Consider the following 23,975-nt stretch of genomic DNA (forward strand, 5'->3'; position numbering starts at 1 on the left):
GCACCCCGAGTGGTCCGCTCGCGTCGCTCGCTACCTCACGACGCGAACGCCCGCAGCACCTTCGCGAAGGTCGTCAACTCGTCGATCATTTCCGGCGGAAGCGGCTTCTCGTCGAAGTGGGCGATCCGGTTGCGGATGTCCTTCACCCGCTTCAGCAGGCCGATGAACTGCTCCCGGGGCATGTTGGGCCACTTCAGGGCCTCCCAGTTGCGGTCGGCCTGGTCGGCGAAGGACTGCTTCGTCTGGTCGCCGTCCAGGAGTCGCAGGTAGTCGCCGAACATCAGGTCCGACACCTGGCCGGTGCGGTGCTCAGGCTTCTTGTTCGTCTGGACCGCCTTGATGGTCTCCGCGTCCAGGGCCGCGCCCAGGCAACGGCGCAGCAGCGACTCGATCTCGCCCACGATGAAGAAGGGGCGTGCCGCCCCTTCGAAGCGTTCCGTGATGTCCGCGGCGGTGACGATGCCCGAGAGGCAGCCGTCGTCGCCGCGGACGAGTAGATAGCCGTGCTCGCGGATGACAGGGAGGGCGGTGAAGAACTCCTGTCGGGCGTCGGCGACGGGCAGCGAGTCCTTCTCCATGGCGTTGTCGAGCGTGGCCTCCTTCCCCGCCTCGTACATCTTGGCCACGGAACCCCAGGTGACGACGCCGTGGACCTGCGCCATGCCGGTGGTCACCGGAAGCTGGGAGAGGCCCTTCGTACGCATCAGAAAGGTCGTCTGGGACAGGGGCGTGCCAGGGCCTACGGACACCACGCCGCGCCGCGCGGACGGGATGTCGCCGAGCAGCAGCCGCTGAGGCAGGGCGTGCGAGGGCAGGGCCTCGTCCGTCGCGTCGGCCTCGTCGTCCGCATCGGACGGTGTGCGCTGCGCGGGAACGGCTGCCAGCGGCACGACGTCGACGGTGGTGCGCAGAGCGCACACGGCGAAGTCCGGCAGCGTGGTCAGCCCGCAGTCCGCCAGGGCCTGCGAGATCCGGTGCACCGTCCGGTGGTCACGGACTCTGACCTCGAACAGGTCGAGGATCTCCTGCACAGCCACGGTCCTGCCCTTGAGCGAGGCGATGTCCCGCTCCTGAGGCCTGCTCGTCATCGGGCGTCGTCCTCCGGCAGGTCGCGGAGCATCGTCTTCTTGCCCATGGCGGAGTGCACAAGGTCCTGCAACTGCTTGGAGCGGTCGCGGTAGAAGCGCTCGTAGTCGTTCTCGCGCAAGGCGTCCGGATCGATCAGATGGGTGGTCAGGATGTCGTCGAACCACTCGGGACGCGTGTCGGACGCGGCGATCATCGTGGACAGGTACGACGACGGCGCCCCCGTCATGTCCATGGCCGCGCGGTACGACAAGGGGGTCTTGTTCACGATCGAACTCGTGGGCAGGCCCTGGCTGTTGCCACGTCGGAACCACGTCTTGGGGAAGATCTGCCGGATGTCCACGCCGTACTCGTCCAGCCTGCCGGGGCTGAGCGGGGCGTCCGTGTGGTGCCAGTCCACCGCCCCCTGTTTGATCAGCAGGGCGTAGATCCCCTTGTAGGCGGCGCTGTTGCGGGTGGTGAGGGTGTCGAGGCGCTCGGCGAAGAAGAACGCCTCGGTGACCGTCTCGGGTGCCCTCTCCTCCTGCGCGATCCAGGGGACGAGCTGTTCGACGTCCTTGGTGAAGCGCGTCTCCGTGGAGCCGCCGTACATCTCACCGAGCACCCCGCACCAGTACCACTGCTCGGTCTTCTCCTCCGCCCCCAGACCGTCCATCGCCGTGTCGAGGATGGCGCGGACGGCCGCGAGCGGGACGAGCTGCGTCTTGTACGGCAGGTCGGCCGGGCGGACGATGCACTGCCGCTCCAGGAAGTCGCCCACCCACGCGAAGGCGTCGGCGAGCTTGGGCGCCAGGCGGACGAAGTCGGCCAGGGGGAGGTCCAGCAGGTCGCGGCGCTTGCAGGACACCGTGGCCCCGAGGCCCTCCTGCTTGCGCTCCCAGGTGCGCACCAGTGCGATGGCCTGCAGGAAGTCGATGCTGCTCAGCCCGTTTTCGAGACCGCTCTCGATACGGCCGAAGACCGGGAACTTGCTCGCCAGTGCCTGCTTGATCTCCCGCCACACTTCGGGGAGCTGGTAGTAGTCCCCGGTCTGGTCCACATAGTCGCGGTCCCCGGCATACGTCGCGGTGAGCAGTTCGAAGACGTTCAGGGGCACACCGCCCGTGTTGACCCGCTCGAACACCGCGCAGACGGCGTCCATGGAGGTGGCTGCGCCCAGCCGGATCATCGGGACCTGGAAGGCGCGGACCTGCTGCAGCACCGCTTCGTCGAACTGGCCCCACAGGTCCCAGTTCCGGTCCTCGTCGGCCTTGATGTACGCCTTCTTCCACTCGTTCACGCGCTGGGCGTCGAAGACGAAGTGGAGCGGGAAGAGGCCGGCCGCGCACTCGGCCTCGGTGCTGCTCAGATCCAGCACCACGGTGCGGTTGAAGTCCGTCCTGAGCACCTTGTCCGCCGGTACGGACACGATGGCCTCGTCGCGGTCCGCGGACGGGCCGACGGCCTTCGCGATGTCGACGTAGTACCACCGCTGGATGGGCTTGCTCCGGGAGTCCGCCGTCTCCACCGGGGCGTCCAGCCACAGGGCCTGGAAGAGGGAGGTGAGGCGCTGCTGTCCGTCCAGCAGCAGGAGGTCCGCCGCCGGGTCCCCGTCCGGACGCGCACCGGTGAGGGTCCGGGAACGGAACCGGGTGGCGCCGCCGGTCTGCAGCGTCATCACGACGCCCAGCGGGTAGTCAAGGGTGACCGTCGCGATGATCGCCCGGATCCGGTCGTCGTCCCACTTCCAGTTCCGCTGGAAGTCGGGCAACTGTAAGGAGCCCGAGGCGACATCCGCCAGAACGTCCTTCAGTTTCACGTTGTCGAGGGCCGCCATGTGACTCCACTTCCCACCCTGATGCCTGTACGGAGAGTGATTTCATCAGCGCTCTCCGGTGACAGTCAACTGGTTCACCGAACAACGAGATGACCGAAGCACCGCCCGGATCAGGTTGCGGGGCCCTGGCTTCCAGGAGAGGGGCGGCGGGCCTCACCTGGTCACGGACCGGGCATCGGGACGCTTCCTCGAGGCCATGTCGCACAGGGAGATGGAACACTGGTCCCCGTGAGCACCACCGGATCCAAGCGCCCCGCCCAGGTCAGCGCAGCCCGCCGCCGCACCGTCCTTGACGCCCTGCGCCGTGGAGCCGTGCCCGAGAGCGGGCTCGACCTGCTCGCAACCGGCCTCGACCGGTTCGAGACGGCCCTGGACGCCGAGTTGGACGCCGTGGCGTCCGGGGGGTCCGTTTTCAAGGCCGTACGGGGTGAGTACGGGTCCGGCAAGACGTTCTTCACCCGCTGGCTGGGGGAGCGGGCCAAGCGTCGCAACTTCGCCGTGGCCGAGATCCAGATCTCGGAGAACGAGACACCGCTGCACAAGCTGGAGACGGTCTATCGGCGGCTCACCGAAAGGCTCACCACGTCCAGCTTCCCACCCAGCGCCCTGCGGCCCGTGGTCGACGCCTGGTTCTACGCCCTGGAGGAGGACGCCCTCGCGGCCGGCGCGACCGAAGAGGAACTGCCTGTCGAGGTGGAGAAGCTGCTGGTGGCGCGGCTCGCCGAGGTGTCCCGGCACGCTCCGTCCTTCGCCACCGCGCTGCGCGGTTACCGGGCCGCCCTCGCGGACGGGGACGAGGCGACCGCCTCGGCCGTCCTGGCGTGGCTCGGCGGCCAGCCGCATGTAGCTGCCTCCGCCCGTAGGTCCGCCGGGGTGCGCGGCGACCTGGACCACTTCGGTGCCCTCGGTTTCCTACAGGGGCTCCTCACCGTGCTGCGCGACTCCGGGCACACCGGGCTCTTCGTCGTGCTCGACGAGGTGGAGACGCTCCAGCGGGTCCGGTCGGACGCCCGGGACAAGGCGCTCAACTCGCTGCGGCAGCTCATCGACGAGGTGCACTCCGGCCGCTTCCCCGGCCTGTACCTCGTCATCACCGGCACGCCTGCCTTCTACGACGGGCAGCAAGGCGTGCAGCGCCTGGCACCGCTCGCCCAGAGGCTCGCCACCGACTTCACCACCGACCCGCGCTTCGACAACCCCCGGGCCGTGCAGATCAGACTCCCCGGCTTCAACCAGGAGTCCCTCATCGGCCTCGGCGCCACCATCCGGGACCTGTACGCCGAGGCCGCCGCGTCGCCCGAGCGCGTGCGTACGGTCGTCGACGACTCCTACGTCGCGGACCTCGCGCGGGCCGTCGGCGGGGCGCTGGGCGGGAAGGTCGGGGTGGCTCCCCGCCTCTTTCTGAAGAAGCTGGTCGGGGACGTCCTCGACCGCGTGGACCAGTTCGACGACTTCGATCCCCGGCAGCACTACCGGCTGACGGTCGCGAGCAGCGAACTCACCGACGTGGAGCGAAACCTGGCCGCCACGGTCGCCGGCGGCTCCGCGTCGGCCGACGACATCGACCTGGAGCTGTGATGGCGTTGGACACGGGGAGCCCCGCCGGTACGGGCCCGGGTGGGGACGGAGCCGACGTACTCGACCGGTTGGACCCCGTCGTCCTGCACCACATCGTCAACACCCTCGGCTGGCCCGATCTGCGCCCCCTCCAGCGGGCGGCGATCACACCACTCATGGACGGGCAGGACGCCGTGCTGCTGGCGCCGACGGCGGGCGGCAAGACCGAGGCGGCCTGCTTTCCGCTGCTGTCGGCGATGACCGAACAGAAGTGGACGGGCACCTCCGTCCTGTACCTGTGCCCGCTCAAAGCGCTCCTCAACAACCTGGTCGGCCGCGTCGACGCCTACGCCCAGTGGCTCGGGCGGCGCGCGGCGCTCTGGCACGGCGACACCAAGGAGTCGCAGCGGCAGCGCATCCGTACCGAGGCGCCGGACGTCCTGCTCACCACGCCCGAGTCACTCGAAGCGATGCTGATCGGTGTCAAGACCGACCATGCGAGCCTGCTGGGAAGCGTGCGGGCCGTGGTCGTCGACGAGGTGCACGCCTTCGCCGGCGACGACCGGGGGTGGCACCTGCTCGCCGTGCTCGAACGGCTGGAGAGGGTCACCGGACGGCCCATCCAGCGCGTCGGGCTTTCGGCGACCGTCGGGAACCCCGCCCAACTGCTGCACTGGTTGCAGGGCGCCGGCGCCGGAAGCCGTACGGGGCAGGTCGTCGCCCCGGGGGTCGAGCCGCCGCCCGACCCCGGCGGGGCAGGGACGCCCGGCGAGGCGGACGGCGACCGCACCGGGCCCGCGGGCGAGGTGGAACTCGACTACGTGGGCTCCCTGGACAACGCCGCCAAACTCATCGCGGCCCTGCACAGGGGAGAGAAAAGGCTCGTCTTCTGCGACTCCCGCCGACAGGTCGAGGAGTTGGGCGCCGCGCTGCGGGCCCGGGAGGTGACCGTCTTCCTGTCGCACGCCTCCCTCTCCGTCGACGAACGCGCCCGTTCCGAACGTGCCTTCGCCGAGGCACGCGACTGCGTCATCGTCTCCACCTCGACCCTGGAACTGGGCATCGACGTGGGCGACCTGGATCGCGTCGTCCAGATCGATTCGCCGGCCTCCGTCGCCTCGTTCCTGCAGCGCATCGGTCGCACGGGCAGACGCCCCGGTACCGTGCGCAACTGCCTGTTCCTCACCACCCGCAAGGACACGCTGCTGCAGGCGGCCGGCCTGCTGCTGCTGTGGTCGCGGGGCTGGGTGGAACCGGTCGTCCCGCCGCCCGAGCCGCGCCACCTGGTGGCCCAGCAACTACTGGCCGTCACTTTGCAACAGCACAAGCTGGGCGACCAGTTGTGGGACCGCCAGTGGAACGGCCTGGAACCCTTCGACAGCTCCGCCGCCCCGATCCTGCGCTTCCTCACCGAGGAGGGCTTCCTCGACAGCGACGGCGGCATGCTGTTCGTGGGACCCGAGGCGGAACGCCGTTTCGGCAAGCGGCACTTCATCGAACTCACCGCGTCCTTCACCGCGCCGCCGCAGTTCACCGTCCTGTCCGGGCGTACGGAGATCGGCCGTACCGATCCGAGCGTCCTCACCGAGGAGCGGCCCGGCCCACGGCGGCTGCTGCTCGGGGGACGCAGTTGGCAGGTCACCTACATCGACTGGCTGCGCAAACGCGTCTTCGTCGAGCCCGCCGACGGCGGCGGCATCGCCAAGTGGATGAACGGCGGCGTCGCCGGACTGTCCTACGCCCTGACGCGTGCCATGCGCGAGGTGCTGCTGGGGACGGATCCGCCCGTCTCCCTCACCCGGCGTGCGGAGACGTGCCTGGCCGAACAGCGCGAGACCGACGCACCCGCCACTGTGCACCCGGGCGGCACACTGATCACGCGCGTCGGCCCCGACATCCGCTGGTGGACCTGGGCCGGTTACCGCGCCAACGCCACCCTGGCAGCCACCCTGCAGTCGGTCGCCGACCCTCTGCAACGGCCCACCGACAGCTGGCTGCGCCTGCGCGAAGACCTCACCCCGGCCGACTGGCGTACGGCCCGTGACAACGTCGGAGACAACCTCGTCCTGCCTGACGTGGACCGCCGGGCCGTACGCGGCCTGAAGTTCTCCGCCGCCCTCCCGGAACGCCTCGCCGTGGCCACGGTGGCGGTCCGCCTTGCCGACTTCGAGAGCGCTCGCCTGGTGCTCGGCGAGTCGGCACGCTTTCAGTACGGCGGCTGAGTCGGAAGAGCCGCCAAGGCCGCTTCAGACGGCCGGCAGCGCGCTGTCGGTTGCGGAAGATCCCGACGTACTCGAGTGCCCAGGACGCGAAATGCACGCCGTGATCGGAGTGGATGACGGTGCTGCCCGGCGCTCGCAGAGCGGTTGCCCATGGCCAATGGTCATGGCGTTGGTGGTCAGGCCGGCGATGGGTGAGGCGTCGAACTTCCCGACCGTGTCTCGAGTGTCAGCGCCGATCCGTAGGCTCGTCGGTATGGAGATGGAGGGGGACGAACTGCCCGGCAGGCGAACGAGGAACGGTCTGCTCGGGGGCGCGACCCCGAGGTCTGGCAGCGGCTGAGCGCCTACACCTACCTCAGCGCGCCCGAGCGCCTGGAGTACGTCGCGGTGATGCGGGTGTTCTGCGGCACGCTGCTCGCGGACCTGGCCGTGCCGGACGTGCTGGCCAGGCCGGCCCGGACGGGCGGTCAGGGCAGCCCGGAGCCGGGTGGCCCTGGGGCGAGGCTCGACGCGGAGACGCTCACCGACCGGCTCGAACAGCTGGTGAAACGGGGCAACCCGCTTCGGAGCACGCACACCGTCACGGCGACCAGCATCGCCGAGTACCAGCGTTCCCGGTCCCGTCACCAGCTGTCGAAGTTGGGAGAGCGTGTGCAGCGCTACGACAAGCTCGCCGTCCGCTACGAAGCGACCGTGCTGGTCGCAGTCAGCAACGAGTGGCTGTGGCCGCCACTTTCGAAACGCACCCCAGGACCTGCCCTGTCTCGGCCGGGTGGCGCATCCGTGTTGCAGGCCGCCCAGGGGTGTGATCACATCATCTCGAATGTCTCAAAAGAGACATTTCGTAGTGATGGCGAGAGCAGGCCGCGCCCCGACCCGGCCTGCCGATCCCCTGGGAGGACCACATGTCTCACCTCATACTCCGTTCCGCCGCCGCCCTGGTGCTGGCTGCCACACCTCTCTTCGCGGCTGTGCCCGCGCAGGCCGCTCCCCGGCAGCAGCTTCCCTGCCAAGCCGACATCCAGAAGACCGACAACAACCTGACCAGCACGGTCACCCTCACGGTCACGTGCGACGTGGACAAGACAGTGGGGGCGAGAATCACCATCGGGGAGACCGTGCTGCTGGACCTGCAGCAGACCGTGCGCGCCAATGTGGAAGAGCGCCTCACCCTCACCATTCCCCGCGTGCCGCGCGTGTGCGCCACGCTGCAGGTCGACGGGCAGACGACGATGGTCTGCACCCCCTGACAGCAGCGCCGCCGAAGGGACGGGTCCGGCCGGGAGGATGGCGTCGGCCGGATCCGAGCAGCAACACCGGTGCGATCTGCCGGCCCGGACTTTCCGCCCGGACACCGAGTGGCGCTCACGTGTCAGCCATACCCGCACCGACTGGCTGTTCCCAGCCGTCCTTCTCCATCTCGCCGACCGCACGGGTGAACGCCCGGCCACGCTGGTGTTGCCGGAGGCCACCCCGCAGCGCGTCGGCGAAGAGACGGTTCGGTCCGAGTCGCCGCCCACTGCGCCCCGTGAACGGAGATGCCTGCCGTGAGAATGACCGACATCCAGCATTGCGAGGTCCGGCCGGGCCTGCTCGTCGAGTGGACGCTCGATCAGGAGGCCATCGAGACAGCGACCGGTCTGCCGGAGGACTCCCGACCGCCGGCGTATGTCCAGGAGTCGCACATCCGGACGGCCAAGTCGGTGCGCGAGGACGGCCTGTTCGTTCCGACCTGGCTCGGCACGACGTTCGACATCCCGGGCATGATCGATCTGGACGTACTGCAGGACGCCCTGCGGACCTGGACCCTCCGGCACGAGACGCTGCGCAGCGGCTTCCGCTGGGCCGGCGACGAACTGCGTCGGTTCACGCTCGATGCCGAGGCCGTCGTACTTCATCGTGAGGTGGTCGGCGAGTTCTCCGACGTGGAGAGACTCGTGCAGCGCCTCCAAGACCGCTTCGACGTCGCGGCGAACGCGCTCAGCTGGCCGAACTTCATCTACGCGGCGATCGTGCGGGACGACGGCACGAGTGTGTACATGGCCTTCGACCACAGCAACGTCGACGCGTACTCCATCCAACAGATCCCCGCCGAGATCCACGAGCTCTGCGCGACGGCTGTCGAGGGCTGTCCCGTTCAATGGTCACCGGTCGGCAGTTACGTGGACTTCTGCGAAATCGAGCGGGCAGAAGCGGACCGGATCGACGACACGCACGAAATCGTCGCCCGCTGGCGGGAGTTCATCGACCTGTGCGGCGGTGACCTGCCGAACTTCCCGATCGATCTCGGCCTGGATCCCGGCGGCCCTCTGCCCGCGCAGAAACTCATGCACGACATGCTCGTCGACGCCGACGACATCGCCGCGTTCGACGAGGCCTGCCGGCCCTTCGGCGGAGTTCCGGCCGGCCTCCTGGCCGCCACGAGCCTCGTCGTCCACAAGATCGGCGGCGAACCCGCCTTCCGGACGGTCGTGCCGTTCCACACACGCGCGAAGTCCGAATGGCGGGACTCCGTGGGCTGGTACGTGGGCGGCGCACCGATCGAGATCCACACGGCACAGGCAGTCGATTTCCGGTGCGTCCTGGACATGGTGCACACCGCGGTGCACGCCAACAGGTCGATGGCCCGTCTGCCCATCGGCCGGGTGCTGCGCCTGCTCGGCTCGGACTTCCGCCCGACGTCGCCCGACCTGTACTCGATCGTCTCGTTCATCGACACCCGGCATATCCCCGGATCAGAGCGCTGGACCGAGCTGAAGGCGTACGGCCTGGTCAGAGTGTCCTACGGGGACAGGGTGTGCGCCTGGTTCAACAGGCTCCACGAGGGGCTGTACTTCGCCGCCCGCTACCCGGACACCGACATCGCCTACAAGAACATGCGACTGTACGTCGAGCAGATGCGGGAGGTCATCTTCTCGGTGGCCCGGAACGGCCCTGGCGAGCCCGTCTGACGGGACCGACACCGGTGATCAGCCGGACAGCGGAGCGATCCGCCTCATTTTGCGCACCCCCCAGACGCGCGAGCGGAACCTGATGCGGCTGCTGGACGAGCGGGGCCTGTGAGCCGTGGCCACACGGGTTCACCTCAGCCAGGTCGTGCACGGGAACGCAGGGTGGTGCACAGGGAAGCGGCGTGGTCGTAGGCATTGACCCCGCACCGGTTGCGCGCTTTCATCGCCTGCATCCTCGTGGGTCCCTTGCGCCGGGCCGGGGGCGGCGGGGTACGGGGGCGGCTGGGGTCGTCCTCGGTCGAAGGGGGAGCCAGTTGAAGAGACCTTCCTTACGCACCCTGCGCACCCACCGCACCCTGCGCACACTCGCGAACGCCGTCGTGGTCGCGGGCGTTGTCATGTGCTCCGCCTGGCCCGCCCAGGCCGCCGACCCGGACGAGACGCCGGCCGTCGTGCCGAGCACCCAGCGGATCAGTGTGGCCCCCGACGGCGTCACCGGCGGCAACGGCCACTCCACCGACCCCGTCGTCAGCGCGGACGGGCGTGTCGTGGCCTTCATGTCGTCCGCGACCAACCTGGGGCCGGGGACCGATGTGCGCAACAGCGTCTACTACCGGACGGGGCCCGGGGAGCCGTTGCAGCGTGTGGTGGTGCCGGGGGAGACGACCTCTACGCCTCAACTGTCCGAGTCCGGGCGGTACTTGACCTTCGGGTCGTACTCGACCGCGACCGTCACCTCCTCCGTTCATGTCATGGACCTGAGCACCGGCACCATCGAGCGTCTGACGCCCGCGATGGACGACGGCTACCAGCTGTCGTACGGCATCGCGCCGGTCAGCGCGGGCGGGCGGTACGTCGCCTTCGTCGCCCGGTACGCCGCCGATCCGCAGGGCGCGTTCCCCTGCCGGGTCATGCTGCTGGACCGCAAGACGCGGGAGGTGCGGCGGGTCAGCCGGGAGCCGGACGGCTCCAAGACCTACTACCGGTGCGAGCAGGTCGCGATGAGCGCGGACGGGCGCAAGGTCGCCTATCTGGAGGGGTACACCGGGCCCGGTACCGGTGATCAGGGCGACATCCTGGTCTACGACCGGCGCAGCGGGCGTACCGTCCACGCCGACGCCACCCACGACGGGGCGCCGGCCGGCACCTCGGCCTCCGCTCCCGTGCTCAGCGGCGACGGCTCCAAGGTCGGGTTCAACTCGGCGGCCACCAACCTGGTCCCGGAGGCCGACACCAACAGCGGCGTGAACGCCTTCGTCCGTGATCTGCGTACCGGTGAGCTCCGGCGGTACGACGGCCACGCCCCCACCGATCTCACGCTGCTGTCCGACCTGTCCGTCGACGGCTCGAAGCTGTTGCTCAACACGGCGGACGCGAACCGTACGTCCCTCGGGCTGATCCTGCGCGACCTGTGCACCGGGAACGAGGAGCTGTTGTCGCCGGGGCAGGACGGCAAGCCCGTCACCGTGGGGGACGCGGCGCTGAGCGGGGACGAGTCGACGGTCGTGTTCGAGTCGTACCACCCCGGGCTCGTACCCGAGGACACGAACCTGATCGGGGATGTGTTCGCCCGCGTGGTGCGGTGACACCAGGCTCCGTGGTCGTACCAGGCGGCTGAGGGGCGCGGGGTCGACGGGGTCGGAGGTGAACGGCACCCTCCGACCCCGTCCGGTCAGGCCGCCCCCACCACCTCCGCCAAGCGCCTCCACTCCTTCCTCGGCAGGGCGTCGCCCTCCCGCCCGTCGAGCACCTGCAGCGCCACATGGTCCGCCCCCGCCGCGTGGAACTCGTCCACCCGCGCCCGGATCCGCTCGTCCGCACCCCACGCGTACACCGCGTCGATCAGGCGGTCGCTGCCCCCGTCCCCGAGGTCGGCCTCGGTGAAGCCGAGGCGGAGGAAGGTGTTGGTGTAGTTCGGCAGGGTCAGGTAGAAGGCGAGGTGGGCGCGGGCGATCGCCCGGGCGCGGTCCGCGTCGGTCTCCAGGATCACCTTCAGCTCGGGGGCCAGGAGGCGGCCCGTCCCCAGCGCGTCGCGGGCCTGTGCCGTGTGTTCCGGCGTCACCAGGTACGGGTGTGAGCCGGCCGACCGGTCCCGTGCGAGCCGGAGCATCTTCGGGCCGAGCGCGGCGAGGACCCGCCGGTCGGCGGGGACTCCGGCGGTGTCCAGGGCGTCCAGATAGTCGACCATGGCGGCGTACGGGCGCCGGTACTGCTCCGCGAGTTTCGCGTGGCTCACGCCGAGGCCGAGCAGGAAGCGGCCGGGGTGGGCGGCCTCCAGGTTGGCGAAGCCCACGGCCGTTTCGGCGGCCTCGTACTGCCAGATGCTCTGGATGCCCGTGGCCACGGTGATGCGCTTGGTCGCCTCGACCAGCGGGACGGCGTGCCGTACCGCGGTGCTGCCGCCGAGCCAGATCGCGCCGAAGCCGAGTTCCTCCAACTCGGCTGCCGCCTCGGCGAGTTCGCCGTGACGAGCCGGGTCCTCGGCCCGCAGGCCGATGCTCCAGATGCCGTACCGTCCCACACTGTTGTCCTTGGCCATGCAAACGCCAACCAGGTCGCCTTCGCGATCTATTCCGGATGAGCCGTCGCCCTGTCTCGGATGAGCCGTCGCCCTGTCTGGGATGAGCCGTCGCTCCGTTCCGGATGAGCCGTCGCCCTGTCTCGGATGAGCCGTCGCCCCGTCGCGGACGAGCCGTCGATACCAATCGTGTCGCATCCATTGACGTCACTCCCACCTCAGCTTTACCTTCTGGCCGAAGTTACGCACAACGTTCGCAATATCGAACAATCTCCCCCTCTCGAGCCGCTCCCCGAAGGGACTTGCCGTGTTCCGCATCCAAGTCCGTCACTGGGTGACGTTGGGGGCCGCACTACTGGCCCTCTTCGCGTCGCTCATCACCGTCCAGCCGGCGCCGCCCGCCGCCGCGGCCGACGGCAAGCCGTACACCAACCCGGTCAAGTCGCAGAAGGGCGCCGACCCGTGGCTGGAGTACTACAACGGCAACTACTACCTGGTGACGACCTCGTTCACCGGTGAGCTGACCATGCGCAAGTCGCCCACGCTGGCCGGGCTCAGCACGGCGCCCAGCGTGCAGGTGTGGTCGGACACCACCTCCACCCGCAACTGGAACATGTGGGCCCCGGAGATCCACTTCGTCGACGGCAAGTGGTACCTGTACTACTCCGCCGGGCCGCGCGCCTCCGCCTGCTGCGACGACCAGCGCACCTACGTACTGGAGAGCGCCGGGTCCGACCCCCTGGGGCCGTACACCTTCAAGAACCAGCTCGCCGGGTCCAACCTCGACCCGGGCGGCTGGCTGATCGACGTCAGCCTGCTCAAGCACAACAACAAGCTGTACCTGGCGGGCAGCGGTTCGGTGGGCGGCAGCAAGCAGAGCCTCGTCATCGCGCCGCTCAGCAACCCGTACACCCTCGCCAGCTCCACCTTCACCGTCATCTCCAGCCCGACGCTCAGCTGGGAGACGCAGAGCGGTGAGGTCAACGAAGGGCCCGAGCCGCTCTACCGCAACGGCCGCACCTTCCTCATCTACTCCGCGAGCGCCTGCTGGGGCCCCGACTACAAGCTCGGGCAGCTGGAGCTGACCGGGTCCGACCCCCTGCTCGCCTCCTCCTGGACGAAGAAGCAGACGCCGGTCTTCCAGCGCAGCGACGCCAACGGGGTCTACGCGCCCGGCCACAACGGCTTCTTCACCTCGCCCGACGGCACCGAGAACTGGATCGTCTACCACGCCAACGACGCGGCGAGCGACGGGTGCGACAACGGCCGTACGACCCGCGCGCAGAAGTTCACCTGGAACGCCGACGGCACCCCGAACTTCGGCACCCCGGTCGCCCTCGGGACCACCATCGCCGGCCCCTCCGGTGAGACGGCGACGACCCCGACCGCCTACACCATCGTCAACCGCAACAGCGGCAAGTGCCTGGACGTCACGGGCGGCAACGCGGCCGACGGCACCAACATCGCCCAGTGGACCTGCAACGGCGGGGCCAACCAGAAGTGGCGGATCGAGGACCGCGCGGACGACACCAGCCGCCTGGTGAACGTCGCCACCGGCAAGGTCGCCGACGTCGCCGAGTGCGCGACCGCCGACGGCACCGACATCCGCCAGTGGTCCTGGCTGAACAACAACTGCCAGAAGTTCCGCATGGTCTACCTCGGCGGCGACTACGTCCGGATCGTCAACGCCTCCACCGGCAAGGTCATGGACGTCGCCGACTGCGGCACCGCCAACGGAACCGACGTACGCCAGTGGTCCTGGCTCAACAACAACTGCCAGCAGTGGCGGCTCGTCCCCACGACCGCCTGATCCCCGAAGGGCCGCAACAACACATGAGACATCTCGTCAGACGGGTCATCGTGGCCGCGGCAGTCGCGTTCGCCGTGCTCACCACCGTGACCACCCCCGCCCAGGCGGCCGCCCCGGCATCCCCGGCCGTCACCTTCACCAACCCGATAGCCGAGCAGCGGGCCGACCCGCACATCTTCAAGCACACCGACGGCTACTACTACTTCACGGCCACCGTCCCGGCGTACGACAAGATCGTGATGCGCCGTTCCACCACCCTCCAGGGCCTCGCCACGGCCACGGAGACCACGATCTGGACCAAGCACGCCAGCGGTGACATGGGCGCCCACATCTGGGCGCCGGAGATCCACTTCATCGACGGCAAGTGGTACGTGTACTTCGCGGCCGGTGCCTCCAACGACATCTGGAAGATCCGCCCGTACGTTCTGGAGACCAGCGCGGCCAACCCGCTGACCGGCACGTGGACCGAGAAGGGCCGGATCTCCCTGCCCCTGGACACCTTCTCGCTGGACGCCACCACCTTCACGCACAACGGCACCCGCTACCTCAGCTGGGCGCAGAACGACCCGGCGGTCGGCAGCGGCACCAACCTGTACCTGGCGAAGATGTCCAACCCCTGGACCATCAGCGGCAGCCCGGTGATGATCTCCAAGCCCGAGTACTCCTGGGAGACCGTCGGCTTCCGCGTCAACGAGGGCCCGGCCGTCATCCAGAAGAACGGCAAGGTCTTCATGACCTACTCGGCCAGCGCCACCGACGCCAACTACTGCCTCGGCCTGCTGACCGCCTCCGCCACCGCCGACCTCATGAACCCGGCCTCCTGGGCGAAGACCTCGACGCCGGTGTTCAAGAGCAACGCCGCCACCAGCCAGTACGGCCCCGGCCACAACACCTTCACGGTCTCCGAGGACGGCAAGTCGGACATCCTCGTCTACCACGACCGCAACTACAAGGACATCAGCGGCGACCCGCTCAACGACCCCAACCGCCGCACCCGCTACCAGAAGCTGTACTGGAACGCCGACGGCACGCCCAACTTCGGCATCCCCGTCGCCGACGGCGTGACCCCGGTCCGTCTCTCCTCGTACAACTACCCGGACAAGTTCATCCGGCACTGGGAGTACCGCGCGAAGCTGGAGGCCAACGTCACCAACCTCGCCGACTCGCAGTTCCGCGTCGTCACCGGCCTGACGGGCAGCGGCACGGTCTCGCTGGAGTCGGCGAACTTCCCCGGCTACTACCTCCGCCACAAGAACAACGAACTGTGGGTGGAGAAGGACGACGGCACCGCCCTGTTCGACGCGGACGCCTCGTTCCACCAGCGGGCGGGCCTCGCCGACACCGCGGCCGGCGTCTCGTACGAGTCGTACAACTTCCCCGGCCGCTACATCCGCCACTACAACAACCTGCTCTACACCCAGCCGGTCAGCACCACCCTCGACCGGCAGGACGCGACCTTCTACAAGGAGTAGTCCAGGAGGTCCGGCTGCTCACGAAAACACCTGCGCGTCGCCCGGGAGGCGGCGCGCAGGCGCGTTCTCCGGTTCCCTACTCCTGAGGCATGACCTGGACCAGCCCCGACTGGTACGCCATCACCACCAGCTGAGCCCTGTCCCTGGCCCCCAGCTTCGTCATCGCCCGGTGGACATGGGTCCGTACCGTCAGCGGGCTCACGTACAGCTTCTCGGCGATCTCGTCGTTGGAGTGGCCCTCGGCGGCCAGGGACATGACCTCGCGTTCGCGGGTGGTGAGGATGGTCAGCCGGTCGGGGGTGGCGAGGTGGTTGCCCGGAGCGGGGGTGGCGAGGAAGCGGGCGATGAGGGTCCGGGTGGCGGCGGGGGAGAGCAGTGTGTCGCCGGCGGCCACCGTGCGGATGCCGTCGAGAAGCACGTCCGCGGTGACGTCCTTGCCGAGGAAGCCGCTGGCACCGGAACGCAGCGCCTGGGCCACGTACTCGTCGATCTCGAAGGTCGTGAGGATCAGCACGCGGGTGTCGGCCAGTTCCTCGTCGGCGCAGATCACGGCCGTGGCGGTGAGCCCGTCGGTGCCGGGCATCCGGATGTCCATGAGGACCACGTCGGGGCGGTGGATCCGGACGAGGTCGACAGCCTCCCGGCCGTCGGTGGCCTCGGCGACGACCTCCATGTCCGCGCAGGAGTCGATGAGGATCCGGAAGGTGGCCCGCAACAGGGCCTGGTCGTCGGCGAGCAGGACACGAATGGTCATGGTGCTGTTCTACTTCCGCAGGTCTGGGGTCGGTTCCGCGACCGGTTCGGGGGCGCGGGGGCGGGGGCGCAGCGGGAGGTCGGTGGTGACCTCGAAGCCGCCTTCGGGTCGCCGGCCGGCGCTCAGGGAGCCGCCGACGGACTGGGCTCGCTCGCGCATGCCGATGAGGCCGAAACCCCGGCCGGATTCCGAGGCGCAGGCCCGACGGGGCGGGGCGTCGCCGCCGTCGTCGGTGACCGTGATCGTCAGGTGGGTCTCGGCGTACGCGAGGCGGATGCGCGCCGCGTCCACGGCGGCGTGCTTGCTGACGTTGGTGAGGGCTTCCTGCACGATCCGGTACGCGGTCAGGTCCACGCCGGGGTCGAGGTGCCCGGGAGCGCCCTCCGTGGTGACGGAGACCGTGAGGCCGGCGGACTCGCACGCGGCCATCAGGTCCGGGAGTTGGTCGAGCCCGGGGGTGGGAGCGAGCGGCGCCTCGGGATCGTCGGGCCGGCGCAGCACACCGACGGTGGACTTCAGCTCGCGCAGCGCCGACGACGTGGTGGCGGTCAGGTCGGTGAGGATCCGGTGGGCCTGCTCGGGGTCGGTGCGGGTGAGGTGCGCGGCGGTGCCCGCCTGGGCGTTGGCGAGGGCCAGATGGTGGGCGACGACGTCGTGCAGATCGCGGGCGATGCGCATCCGCTCCTCGGTGACCCGCAGGCGGGCCTCCTCCTCCCGGGTGCGCTCCGCGTGCTCGGCGCGGGCCTGCACCGACTTCAGGTAGGCCCGCCGGATCCGGGTGGCCCGGCCCAGGGCGAGGGGCAGCAGCAGCCAGAAGACGGGGCCGATCGTCCTGAGCACCAGCGAGAGGTGGTCCATGGAGTCGGCGAACACGGCCGCGAGCGTCATCACCGCGATGGTGGTGAGGCCGTAGGCGCGGCTGGTCTTCCGGTCGGTGAGTGTGGCCAGCCAGTAGAGCGCCGCCATGATCGGTGCCAGCAGCAGGGGGGTGAGCAGATAGCCGAGCGCGACCGCGACGATCGTGCAGATCGCGGTCGCCACGAGGGCGGTGCGCGGGTGCGTGCGGTGCTTGAGCAGGACGAGGCAGGACACGCCCATGAGGGCGACGCCGACCTTGTCCTGGTCCGGCGGCTCGGCGCCGGGCAGGGTGAGCACGCTGCCGAGCGTCGCGCAGCCCATCAGCGTCATGGCCATCACCAGGTCGACGAGGTACGGATGGCGGTCCGAGAAATCCTCCAGGCGATCGGCGTAACGCCGATCCAGGCTGACGCTCATCAGGGACTCCGGTCGGTGGGGCTGGGGACCATGGTGTCGACATGGTGGTCGATGCCGGGTGCGAACGCCCCTGGGGGCGGTTGGCTCAGGTGCGCGTCACTTCGAGCTCCGCCGTGTCGGCCGGGGCCGGCTCCGCGGTGTCGGCGCGGCGGGTCAGGGCCTCACCCTCCACATCGACGTGGGGCAGCGTCCGGTCCAGCCACTTCGGCAGCCACCACGCCTTGTCGCCGAGCAGCGCGAGCACGGCCGGCACGATCGCCATCCGTACGACGAACGCGTCGAACAGGACCGCCGTGGCCAGCCCGAACCCGATCATCTTGATCATGGAGTCGCTCTCGCCGATGAACCCGGCGAACACCGCGATCATGATCAGGGCGGCGGCCGCCACCACCCGGGCACTGTGCCGGAAGCCGCTGGTGATCGCCTCGTCGGCCGGGTCGCCGTGGACGTACGCCTCGCGCATCCGCGAGACCAGGAACACCTCGTAGTCCATGGCCAGACCGAACACGATGCCCACCAGGAAGATCGGCATCAGGCTCATGATCGGGCCGGTCTGCTCCACGCCCAGCAGCTCCGCGCCGTGGCCCTGCTGGAAGACCAGGACGACCACACCGAGCGAGGCGAGCACCGACAGCAGGAAGCCGACGGCCGCCTTGAGCGGGACCAGCAGGGAGCGGAAGACGACCAGCAGCAGGACGACGGCCAGGCCGACCACGACCAGCAGGTACGGGACCAGCGCGGACTGCACCTTGTCGGAGATGTCGATGTTCAGCGCGGTGGTGCCGGTGACCTCGAACGTGGCCCCCGTCTCGGACTCGATGCCGGGCCGCTCGTCCCGGATGGTGGTCACCAGGTCCTTGGTCTTCTCGTCGGTCGGCGCGGTGGCGGGCACCGCCGAGAAGACGGCCGTGTCACCGGCCTCGTTGAAGCGCGCGGGGGAGACGGACACGACGCCCTCGGTGGCGCCGATCTCCTTCGCGATCGCGTCGGCGGCGCCCTTCGCGTCGTCGCTGCCCCTGGCGTCGACCACGATCGTCAGCGGCCCGTTGAAGCCGGGCCCGAAACCCTCGGCGAGCGCGTCGTAGGCCCGCCGCTCGGTGGTCGAGGTCGACTTGGCCTCGTCGCCGGGCATGCCCAGCTGGAGGTCGGTCATCGGGATCGCGAGCGCGCCGAGGCCGACGACGCCGAGGAGGAGCACCGGCACCGGGCGGCGCAGCACGAACCGGGACCAGCGGGTGCCGCCGTTGTCCTTGACGTCGTCCTCGATACGGCCGCTCCTGCGGGCCTTGCGCGAGAGCACGGCGTTCGGCCAGCAGCCGAGGACCGCCGGGACCAGGGTCAGCGCGATCAGCACGGCCACGACGACCGCGCCCGCCGCGGCCAGCCCCATCTTCGTCAGCATGGGGATGCCGACCACGGACAGCCCGGCGAGCGCGATGACGACGGTGAGCCCGGCGAACACGACCGCCGACCCGGCCGTGCCGGTGGCGAGGGCGGTGGCCTCCTCGGGCGTACGGCCGCCCGCGCGCTCCTCGCGGTAGCGGGAGACGACGAACAGGGCGTAGTCGATGCCGACCGCGAGACCCAGCATCATCGCGAGGGTGCCCGTCGTGGTGGACAGTCCGAACGCGTCCGACAGGGCGAGGATCGCGGCCATGCTGAAGCCGACGCCGACCAGCGCGGTCAGCAGCGGCAGTCCGGCGGCGGCCAGCGACCCGAAGGTGATCAGCAGCACGACGGAGGCTATGGCGACACCGATCACCTCGGCCATGCCGCCCGCGCCGCCCTGCTCCTCCATCGCGGTCCCGCCGGCCTCGACGGTCAGCCCGGAGCCCTGCGCCGCGCGGAGCGCGTCCTCCAGGTGGGTCCTGCTGGCGTCGGTGAGGTCGTTCGCGGCGACCTTGTAGGTGACGGTCGCGTACGCCGTCGAGCCGTCCTTGCTCACCGCCCGGGCCTGGAACGGGTCGACGGCGCTCGCCACCTGCGAGCCGTCCGCCAGATCGGCCACGGTCTCCTCGACGGCCTTCTTGTTCTCGGCGGCGGTGACCTTCTCGCCGTTCGGGGCGACGAAGACGACCCGGGCGGTGGCGCCGTCCGCCGTGACCCCGGGGAAGCGCTGCTCCAGCAGGTCGAACGCCTTCTGGGACTCGATGCCCGGCATGGCGAACCCCTCGTCGGAGGCTCCCGGGGCCTTGAGGGCGCCGGCACCGACGGCGCCCAGTACCGCCAGCCACATCAGGATGACGTACCAGCGTTTGCGGAAGGCCAGCCGGCCCAGCCGATGAAGGAAGGTTGCCATGGGTCGCAGGTCTCCACGTCAGAAGTCTCGGATGTCTGCCAAGACTCCCGTCGCGGGCCCCGTCCCGTCGTCGTGCGGCTGCCGACAATCGCGCGTACTCAGAACGCAGTACACCGTCACCGCCGGGTCAGCCGGGGGTATGACCGGAGAGACGGCCGGGGAGACGGCCGTCGGACGGCCGGGGTCGGACGCACCGTCGGCTACATGGCGTGCAGGGTGTCGCGGGAGGCCTTGATGAAGACCTTCAACGCGTCCCAGAACGGCGTGTAGCAGGCGTCGAAGCGCGCCACGGCACCGGCGTCGCCCTCGATCATCGCCTCGATCGCCTTGTGGAAGGGGCTCGTCGCCCGCCGGACGGTGTTGGCGAGGACCGCGACCTCCTCGGGGCCTTCCAGCGAGACGATCCAGGTGAGATTGCGCAGCGTGGCGTACTCGTCGCGCTGGAGCTCGCGCAGCTCCCGCAGTTCCTCCACCTGTTCCGGTCCGAGCCCGCCCCCGGCGCCCCGGACCACGTCGGACACCTTCCAGTGCACGTCGTTCAGCCGCTGCGCCTGCTCGATGAACCCCGCGTACGCCGTCCGCCGGGCCTCCCGCAGCCGCTCCACCCGCTGCGCGCCCGCCGTCGTGTCCGCCTGTATGCGCGCCGCCCGCGCCGTCCCCCGGCTGGTCACCCAGCTCGCCACCACGGCCGTGCCGGCGGTGAGCGCGGCGATCCAGAACGCGTTGTCAGCCATGGCGGGAGGCCAGCGAGCGGGCGGTGACCCCGGCCAGATGGGCCGCGAAGACCGCGCGGGCGTCCGGGGTCAGGGTGCGCAGCGCCACCAGAGCCGTGATGACGACGTCGCACAGCTCCGACCCGACGTCGTCCCAGGTGTGGGTGGTGCCCTTGCGCGGGTTCTGCCCGGTCGCGCCGATCACCGCCTGCGCGACCTCGCCGACCTCCTCCTGGAGCTTCAACATCCGCAGCAGCAGGCCCTCTTGGCCGCCGTGCGGCTGGTCGGCCTCCAGCCAGGCGTGCAGGAGTGCGACGGACTGCCAGAGGTCGTCGGGGGAGTGGGTCTGCTCGCTCATGCGCGCAGCTTGCCACGCCCCTGTGACAACGACGGCCGATCCGCCGGAACGGCGACGCTCACTCCTCGAACAACGCCTCCTGCTCGCCCTCCTTCTCCTTGCGCACCCGCTGGTTGCGCAGGCCGACGACCACCGCCGTGACCGCGGCCGTACCGGCGAGCGCCGCCGGGACCATCCAGCCCCGGTCGACGACATGGTGGAACGCGTGGTCGAGGGAGAGCCGGCCGGGCCCGGCGACGGCGAGGCCCGCGGCGGCCAGGCCCAGCGTCGCCGCGTACTCGTAGCCGCCCTCGGCGTTGAAGAAGCCGTTGGGCGCGTGGATCGCGGTCGCGCCGCCCATCGCGCCCGCCGCGGCGGCACCGGCCGCGGGCGTCGCGAGGCCCAGCGCGAGCAGTGCGCCGCCGCCGGTCTCGGCGAGGCCGGCGGCGGTGGCGCTGGCCTTGCCGGGGGTGTACCCGACGGACTCCATGAACGCGCCGGTGCCCTTGAGGCCGTGCCCGCCGAACCAGCCGAACAGCTTCTGCGTCCCGTGCGCGGCGAGCACACCGCCCGTGCCCAGCCGCAGGAGCAGCAGTCCCAGATCACGTCGGTCGAATGAGGTCATGAGCTCTCCCGGGCAGCCGGTGCGTTAAGTCCCCTCCCGCGTATCCACCGTCGCACCGATCACACCTGCCCGACCCGCGCCGGGCCGCCGTTCGGGTGGCCCCGCGTGCGGGCGCGCCTCCGGTGGCGCGCCCCGGGCAACGGTGTGAGGCTGGCCGCCATGACGATCGCACCCGCCAAACTCAGCGACCCGGCCGTCCGGGCCTTCGTCGCCGCGGTGAACGCCCATGACGAGGACGCGTTCTTCGCGCTCCTCACGGAGGACGCGACGATGTCGGACGACGGCTCCGACCGTGACATCGCGGACTGGACCGACCGGGAGATCTTCTCCTCCCACGGCCACATCGAGGTCCACCGCGAAACCGCGGGCGGCCGTTCCCTGGTCGCCAACTACCGCAACGACACCTGGGGCGAGATGCGCACCGCGTGGCGCTTCACGGTGTCGGAGGACGGCAGGATCAGCCGGTTCGAGACGGGCCAGGCCTGAACGACGGGATGGCCCGCGGGGCTTGCGTTGGTGTGCACTCCAACTCCTAACGTCCGTGGTCATGGAGACGAACTCGCACACGAGCACGGCCACCGACACGAGCACGGCCACGGACACGAGCACAGCCACGAGCACGAGCACGGTCGCGCAGCCGTACACCCGCTCCCTCGGCCGCAGCGGCATCCAGGTCAGCGCCCTCGGCTTCGGCTGCTGGGCCATCGGCGGCGAGTGGCAGGACACCGACGGACAGCCGCTGGGCTGGGGCAAGGTGGACGACGAGGAGTCCGTACGGGCGGTCCACCGCGCCCTCGACCTCGGCGTCACCTTCTTCGACACGGCCGACACCTACGGCGCCGGCCACAGCGAACGCGTCCTCGGCCGGGCGCTCGGCAAGCGCCGCGCGGACGTCGTCGTGGCCACCAAGTGGGGCAACGTCTTCGACGAGCCGACCCGCACCCTCACCGGCCAGGACGACACCCCTGCCCACGCCCGCCGCGCCCTCACCGCCTCCCTCGACCGTCTCGGCACCGACCACGTCGACCTGTACCAGCTCCACCTCTCCGACGCCGACCCCGAGCGGGCCGCCGAACTCCGGGACACCTGCGAGGAGTTCGTCCGGGAGGGCCTGATCCGGGCGTACGCCTGGAGCACCGACGACCCGGACCGCGCGGCCGTGTTCGCCGAGGGCCCGCACTGCGCGGCCGTGCAGCACCGGCTGAACATCCTCCAGGACGCCCCCGAACTCCTCGCGCTGTGCGCGGAGTCGAACCTCGCGAGCATCAACCGCAGCCCCCTGGCCATGGGTCTGCTCACCGGCAAGCACACCGGCGGGCGCGCCCTGGAGGCCGGTGACATCCGCAGCACCCCGCCCGCCTGGCTGCCCGGCTTCCACGCGGAGGGCGGCGCCGACCCGGAGTGGCTCGGCCGGGTGGAGGCGCTGCGCGAGATCCTCACCGGCGAGGGCCGTACGCTCGCGCAGGGCGCCCTCGCCTGGATCTGGGCCCGCAGCCCCCACACGGTGCCCATCCCCGGCTTCCGCTCGGTCGCCCAGGCCGAGGAGAACGCGGGCGCCCTCGCGAAGGGACCGCTCCCCGCGGAGCGCATGGCCGAGATCGACCTGATCCTGGGGCGGTGAGCGGCCCGTACGATGGCGCCCGGCCAGGCCCCGGCCCCGGCGGCTGTCGCGCTGCCGCTTCGTGAGCGTCAGCCGTCAGCCGTCAGCCGTCAGCCGTCAGCCGCCCCGCCTCGACGGTGACCGGCCGGGCTGCCCGCCGGGCGATCGACGAGTAGCGCGTGACCAGGACGAAGGCGAGGCCCTGTTCGCGCCACAACCCCTCCAGCAGGGCCATGATCTCGCCGCGGGTGCCCTCGTCGAGGTTGCCGACGGGCTCGTCGGCCGAGGAGTACCTTCGGCCGCTCGACCAGAGCGCGGACGACCGCGCCCCGCTGCCGCCGACCGCCGGACAGCTCGGACGGGGCGTGGGTGAGGCGCTCGCCCGGCCCGCTCGCGCCGTCCGGCCCGCTTGACGCCGAGCGGGACGCGGGCGGTCTCGACGTTTCCCTGCGTGGTGAGCGTGGGGATGAGGTGGAGCGCCCGGAAAGCGATGCCGACCCGCTCGGCGCGCAGCCGGGTCGGCTCGGCCCACTGACGGAGGCGCGGTCGGCGCCGTCGCGCCCGTGAGCCTGTGCACGGGTCGCTTCGTGGGTCTCCGCGAAGGGGGTGTGGGTCGGTCTACCCTGCTCAGGGCGTCGGCCGGCCGCATCCGGGAGGCGTGTCGGCCGCCATGGCCCCCGGCGATCCGATGTCCGGCGGCGGCGAGGCCCGCCGTGAGCGCGAGGGTGGACAGGGAGACGGGCGTGGACAGCGCGATCTCCGGTGCGCCGGAGGCCTGCCGACAGGGGCGCCGCCCGCGCCGGGACCGCCGCCGCCCGGTCCGCCCGCCCACGCGCCGGTGTTGCCCAACTCGGCCTTGAAGGTAGGGCTGATCGCGGTCACCCTGTACGCGGCGGCGGCGAGCGCGGCGATCGGCAGTCGACTGCCGTGGACTCCTGCC

General features: G+C 70.4%; 18 protein-coding genes and 2 pseudogenes. 10 read left to right on the plus strand and 10 right to left on the minus strand.

The window, feature by feature from the left end; genetic code table 11:
* Window positions 1-35: 35 nt before the first annotated feature.
* Both K1J60_RS32175 and K1J60_RS32180 read right to left on the minus strand, forming a co-directional pair.
* Complete coding sequence (locus K1J60_RS32175) at window positions 36-1,088, minus strand: CBS domain-containing protein (protein ID WP_220649268.1); 1,053 nt, start codon at window positions 1,086-1,088, stop codon at window positions 36-38.
* Window positions 1,085-2,902 carry a DUF262 domain-containing protein gene (locus K1J60_RS32180; RefSeq protein WP_220649269.1) on the minus strand — a complete coding sequence of 606 codons (1,818 nt, stop codon included), beginning with the start codon at window positions 2,900-2,902 and terminating at the stop codon, window positions 1,085-1,087. The genes K1J60_RS32175 and K1J60_RS32180 overlap by 4 nt, the downstream gene beginning before the upstream one ends.
* A gap of 228 nt (window positions 2,903-3,130) precedes the next feature.
* On the opposite strand from K1J60_RS32180, the gene brxD reads away from it, so the two are divergent.
* From brxD to K1J60_RS32210, 6 genes and pseudogenes are all read left to right on the plus strand, one after another.
* Window positions 3,131-4,480 carry a BREX system ATP-binding protein BrxD gene (brxD, locus tag K1J60_RS32185; protein ID WP_220649270.1) on the plus strand — a complete coding sequence of 450 codons (1,350 nt, stop codon included), beginning with the start codon at window positions 3,131-3,133 and terminating at the stop codon, window positions 4,478-4,480.
* Window positions 4,480-6,681, plus strand: a complete 2,202-nt coding sequence (locus K1J60_RS32190; protein WP_220649271.1) for a DEAD/DEAH box helicase — start codon at window positions 4,480-4,482, stop codon at window positions 6,679-6,681. The genes brxD and K1J60_RS32190 overlap by 1 nt, the downstream gene beginning before the upstream one ends.
* 336 nt (window positions 6,682-7,017) lie before the next feature.
* Window positions 7,018-7,329: pseudogene (locus K1J60_RS46245) on the plus strand (DUF2397 family protein); the annotation flags it as partial.
* A 257-nt stretch (window positions 7,330-7,586) separates the two neighbouring features.
* On the plus strand, window positions 7,587-7,931 hold the full coding sequence (locus tag K1J60_RS32200; RefSeq protein ID WP_220649272.1) for a hypothetical protein: 345 nt from the start codon (window positions 7,587-7,589) through the stop codon (window positions 7,929-7,931).
* A 297-nt stretch (window positions 7,932-8,228) separates the two neighbouring features.
* Complete coding sequence (locus K1J60_RS32205; RefSeq protein ID WP_220649273.1) at window positions 8,229-9,632, plus strand: condensation domain-containing protein; 1,404 nt, start codon at window positions 8,229-8,231, stop codon at window positions 9,630-9,632.
* A 314-nt stretch (window positions 9,633-9,946) separates the two neighbouring features.
* Window positions 9,947-11,218 carry a TolB family protein gene (locus K1J60_RS32210; protein WP_259408025.1) on the plus strand — a complete coding sequence of 424 codons (1,272 nt, stop codon included), beginning with the start codon at window positions 9,947-9,949 and terminating at the stop codon, window positions 11,216-11,218.
* Window positions 11,219-11,304: 86 nt separating this feature from the next.
* Here K1J60_RS32210 and K1J60_RS32215 read toward each other — a convergent pair whose 3' ends face one another.
* On the minus strand, window positions 11,305-12,171 hold the full coding sequence (locus tag K1J60_RS32215; protein ID WP_220649274.1) for an LLM class F420-dependent oxidoreductase: 867 nt from the start codon (window positions 12,169-12,171) through the stop codon (window positions 11,305-11,307).
* 286 nt (window positions 12,172-12,457) lie between these two features.
* On the opposite strand from K1J60_RS32215, the gene K1J60_RS32220 reads away from it, so the two are divergent.
* Together K1J60_RS32220 and K1J60_RS32225 are read left to right on the plus strand one after the other, a co-directional pair.
* The gene (locus K1J60_RS32220; protein ID WP_220649275.1) at window positions 12,458-13,960 is read left to right on the plus strand and encodes a family 43 glycosylhydrolase; all 1,503 of its coding nucleotides are present in this window, start codon (window positions 12,458-12,460) and stop codon (window positions 13,958-13,960) included.
* Between the two features lie 23 nt (window positions 13,961-13,983).
* The gene (locus K1J60_RS32225; RefSeq protein WP_220649276.1) at window positions 13,984-15,432 is read left to right on the plus strand and encodes a family 43 glycosylhydrolase; all 1,449 of its coding nucleotides are present in this window, start codon (window positions 13,984-13,986) and stop codon (window positions 15,430-15,432) included.
* A gap of 76 nt (window positions 15,433-15,508) precedes the next feature.
* Here the strand turns inward: K1J60_RS32225 and K1J60_RS32230 are convergent, their stop codons facing one another.
* The 6 genes from K1J60_RS32230 to K1J60_RS32255 form a co-directional block, all read right to left on the minus strand.
* On the minus strand, window positions 15,509-16,186 hold the full coding sequence (locus K1J60_RS32230) for a response regulator transcription factor (protein ID WP_220649277.1): 678 nt from the start codon (window positions 16,184-16,186) through the stop codon (window positions 15,509-15,511).
* A 9-nt stretch (window positions 16,187-16,195) separates the two neighbouring features.
* Window positions 16,196-17,461 (minus strand): sensor histidine kinase, encoded by a 1,266-nt coding sequence (locus K1J60_RS32235; RefSeq protein WP_220649278.1) that lies wholly within the window; start codon window positions 17,459-17,461, stop codon window positions 16,196-16,198.
* Window positions 17,462-17,546: 85 nt separating this feature from the next.
* On the minus strand, window positions 17,547-19,760 hold the full coding sequence (locus K1J60_RS32240; RefSeq protein ID WP_220649279.1) for an MMPL family transporter: 2,214 nt from the start codon (window positions 19,758-19,760) through the stop codon (window positions 17,547-17,549).
* A gap of 200 nt (window positions 19,761-19,960) precedes the next feature.
* Window positions 19,961-20,494, minus strand: coding sequence for a hypothetical protein (locus K1J60_RS32245; protein WP_220649280.1), 534 nt, complete (start codon window positions 20,492-20,494; stop codon window positions 19,961-19,963).
* Window positions 20,487-20,831 (minus strand): MazG-like family protein, encoded by a 345-nt coding sequence (locus tag K1J60_RS32250; RefSeq protein WP_220649281.1) that lies wholly within the window; start codon window positions 20,829-20,831, stop codon window positions 20,487-20,489. The genes K1J60_RS32245 and K1J60_RS32250 overlap by 8 nt, the downstream gene beginning before the upstream one ends.
* A 58-nt stretch (window positions 20,832-20,889) precedes the next feature.
* Window positions 20,890-21,435 (minus strand): DoxX family membrane protein, encoded by a 546-nt coding sequence (locus K1J60_RS32255; protein WP_220649282.1) that lies wholly within the window; start codon window positions 21,433-21,435, stop codon window positions 20,890-20,892.
* Between the two features lie 159 nt (window positions 21,436-21,594).
* Between K1J60_RS32255 and K1J60_RS32260 the strand changes: the two genes are divergently transcribed.
* Window positions 21,595-21,921: a nuclear transport factor 2 family protein gene (locus K1J60_RS32260; protein ID WP_220649283.1), complete on the plus strand. Its 327-nt coding sequence runs from the start codon at window positions 21,595-21,597 to the stop codon at window positions 21,919-21,921.
* Window positions 21,922-21,982: 61 nt separating this feature from the next.
* Complete coding sequence (locus K1J60_RS32265; RefSeq protein WP_259408026.1) at window positions 21,983-23,056, plus strand: aldo/keto reductase; 1,074 nt, start codon at window positions 21,983-21,985, stop codon at window positions 23,054-23,056.
* A gap of 82 nt (window positions 23,057-23,138) precedes the next feature.
* Here K1J60_RS32265 and K1J60_RS32270 read toward each other — a convergent pair.
* A pseudogene (locus K1J60_RS32270) lies at window positions 23,139-23,592 on the minus strand (ATP-binding cassette domain-containing protein); the annotation flags it as partial.
* Between the last annotated feature and the right edge of the window lie 383 nt (window positions 23,593-23,975).

Source organism: Streptomyces akebiae, from assembly GCF_019599145.1.
Taxonomy (GTDB): domain Bacteria; phylum Actinomycetota; class Actinomycetes; order Streptomycetales; family Streptomycetaceae; genus Streptomyces; species Streptomyces akebiae.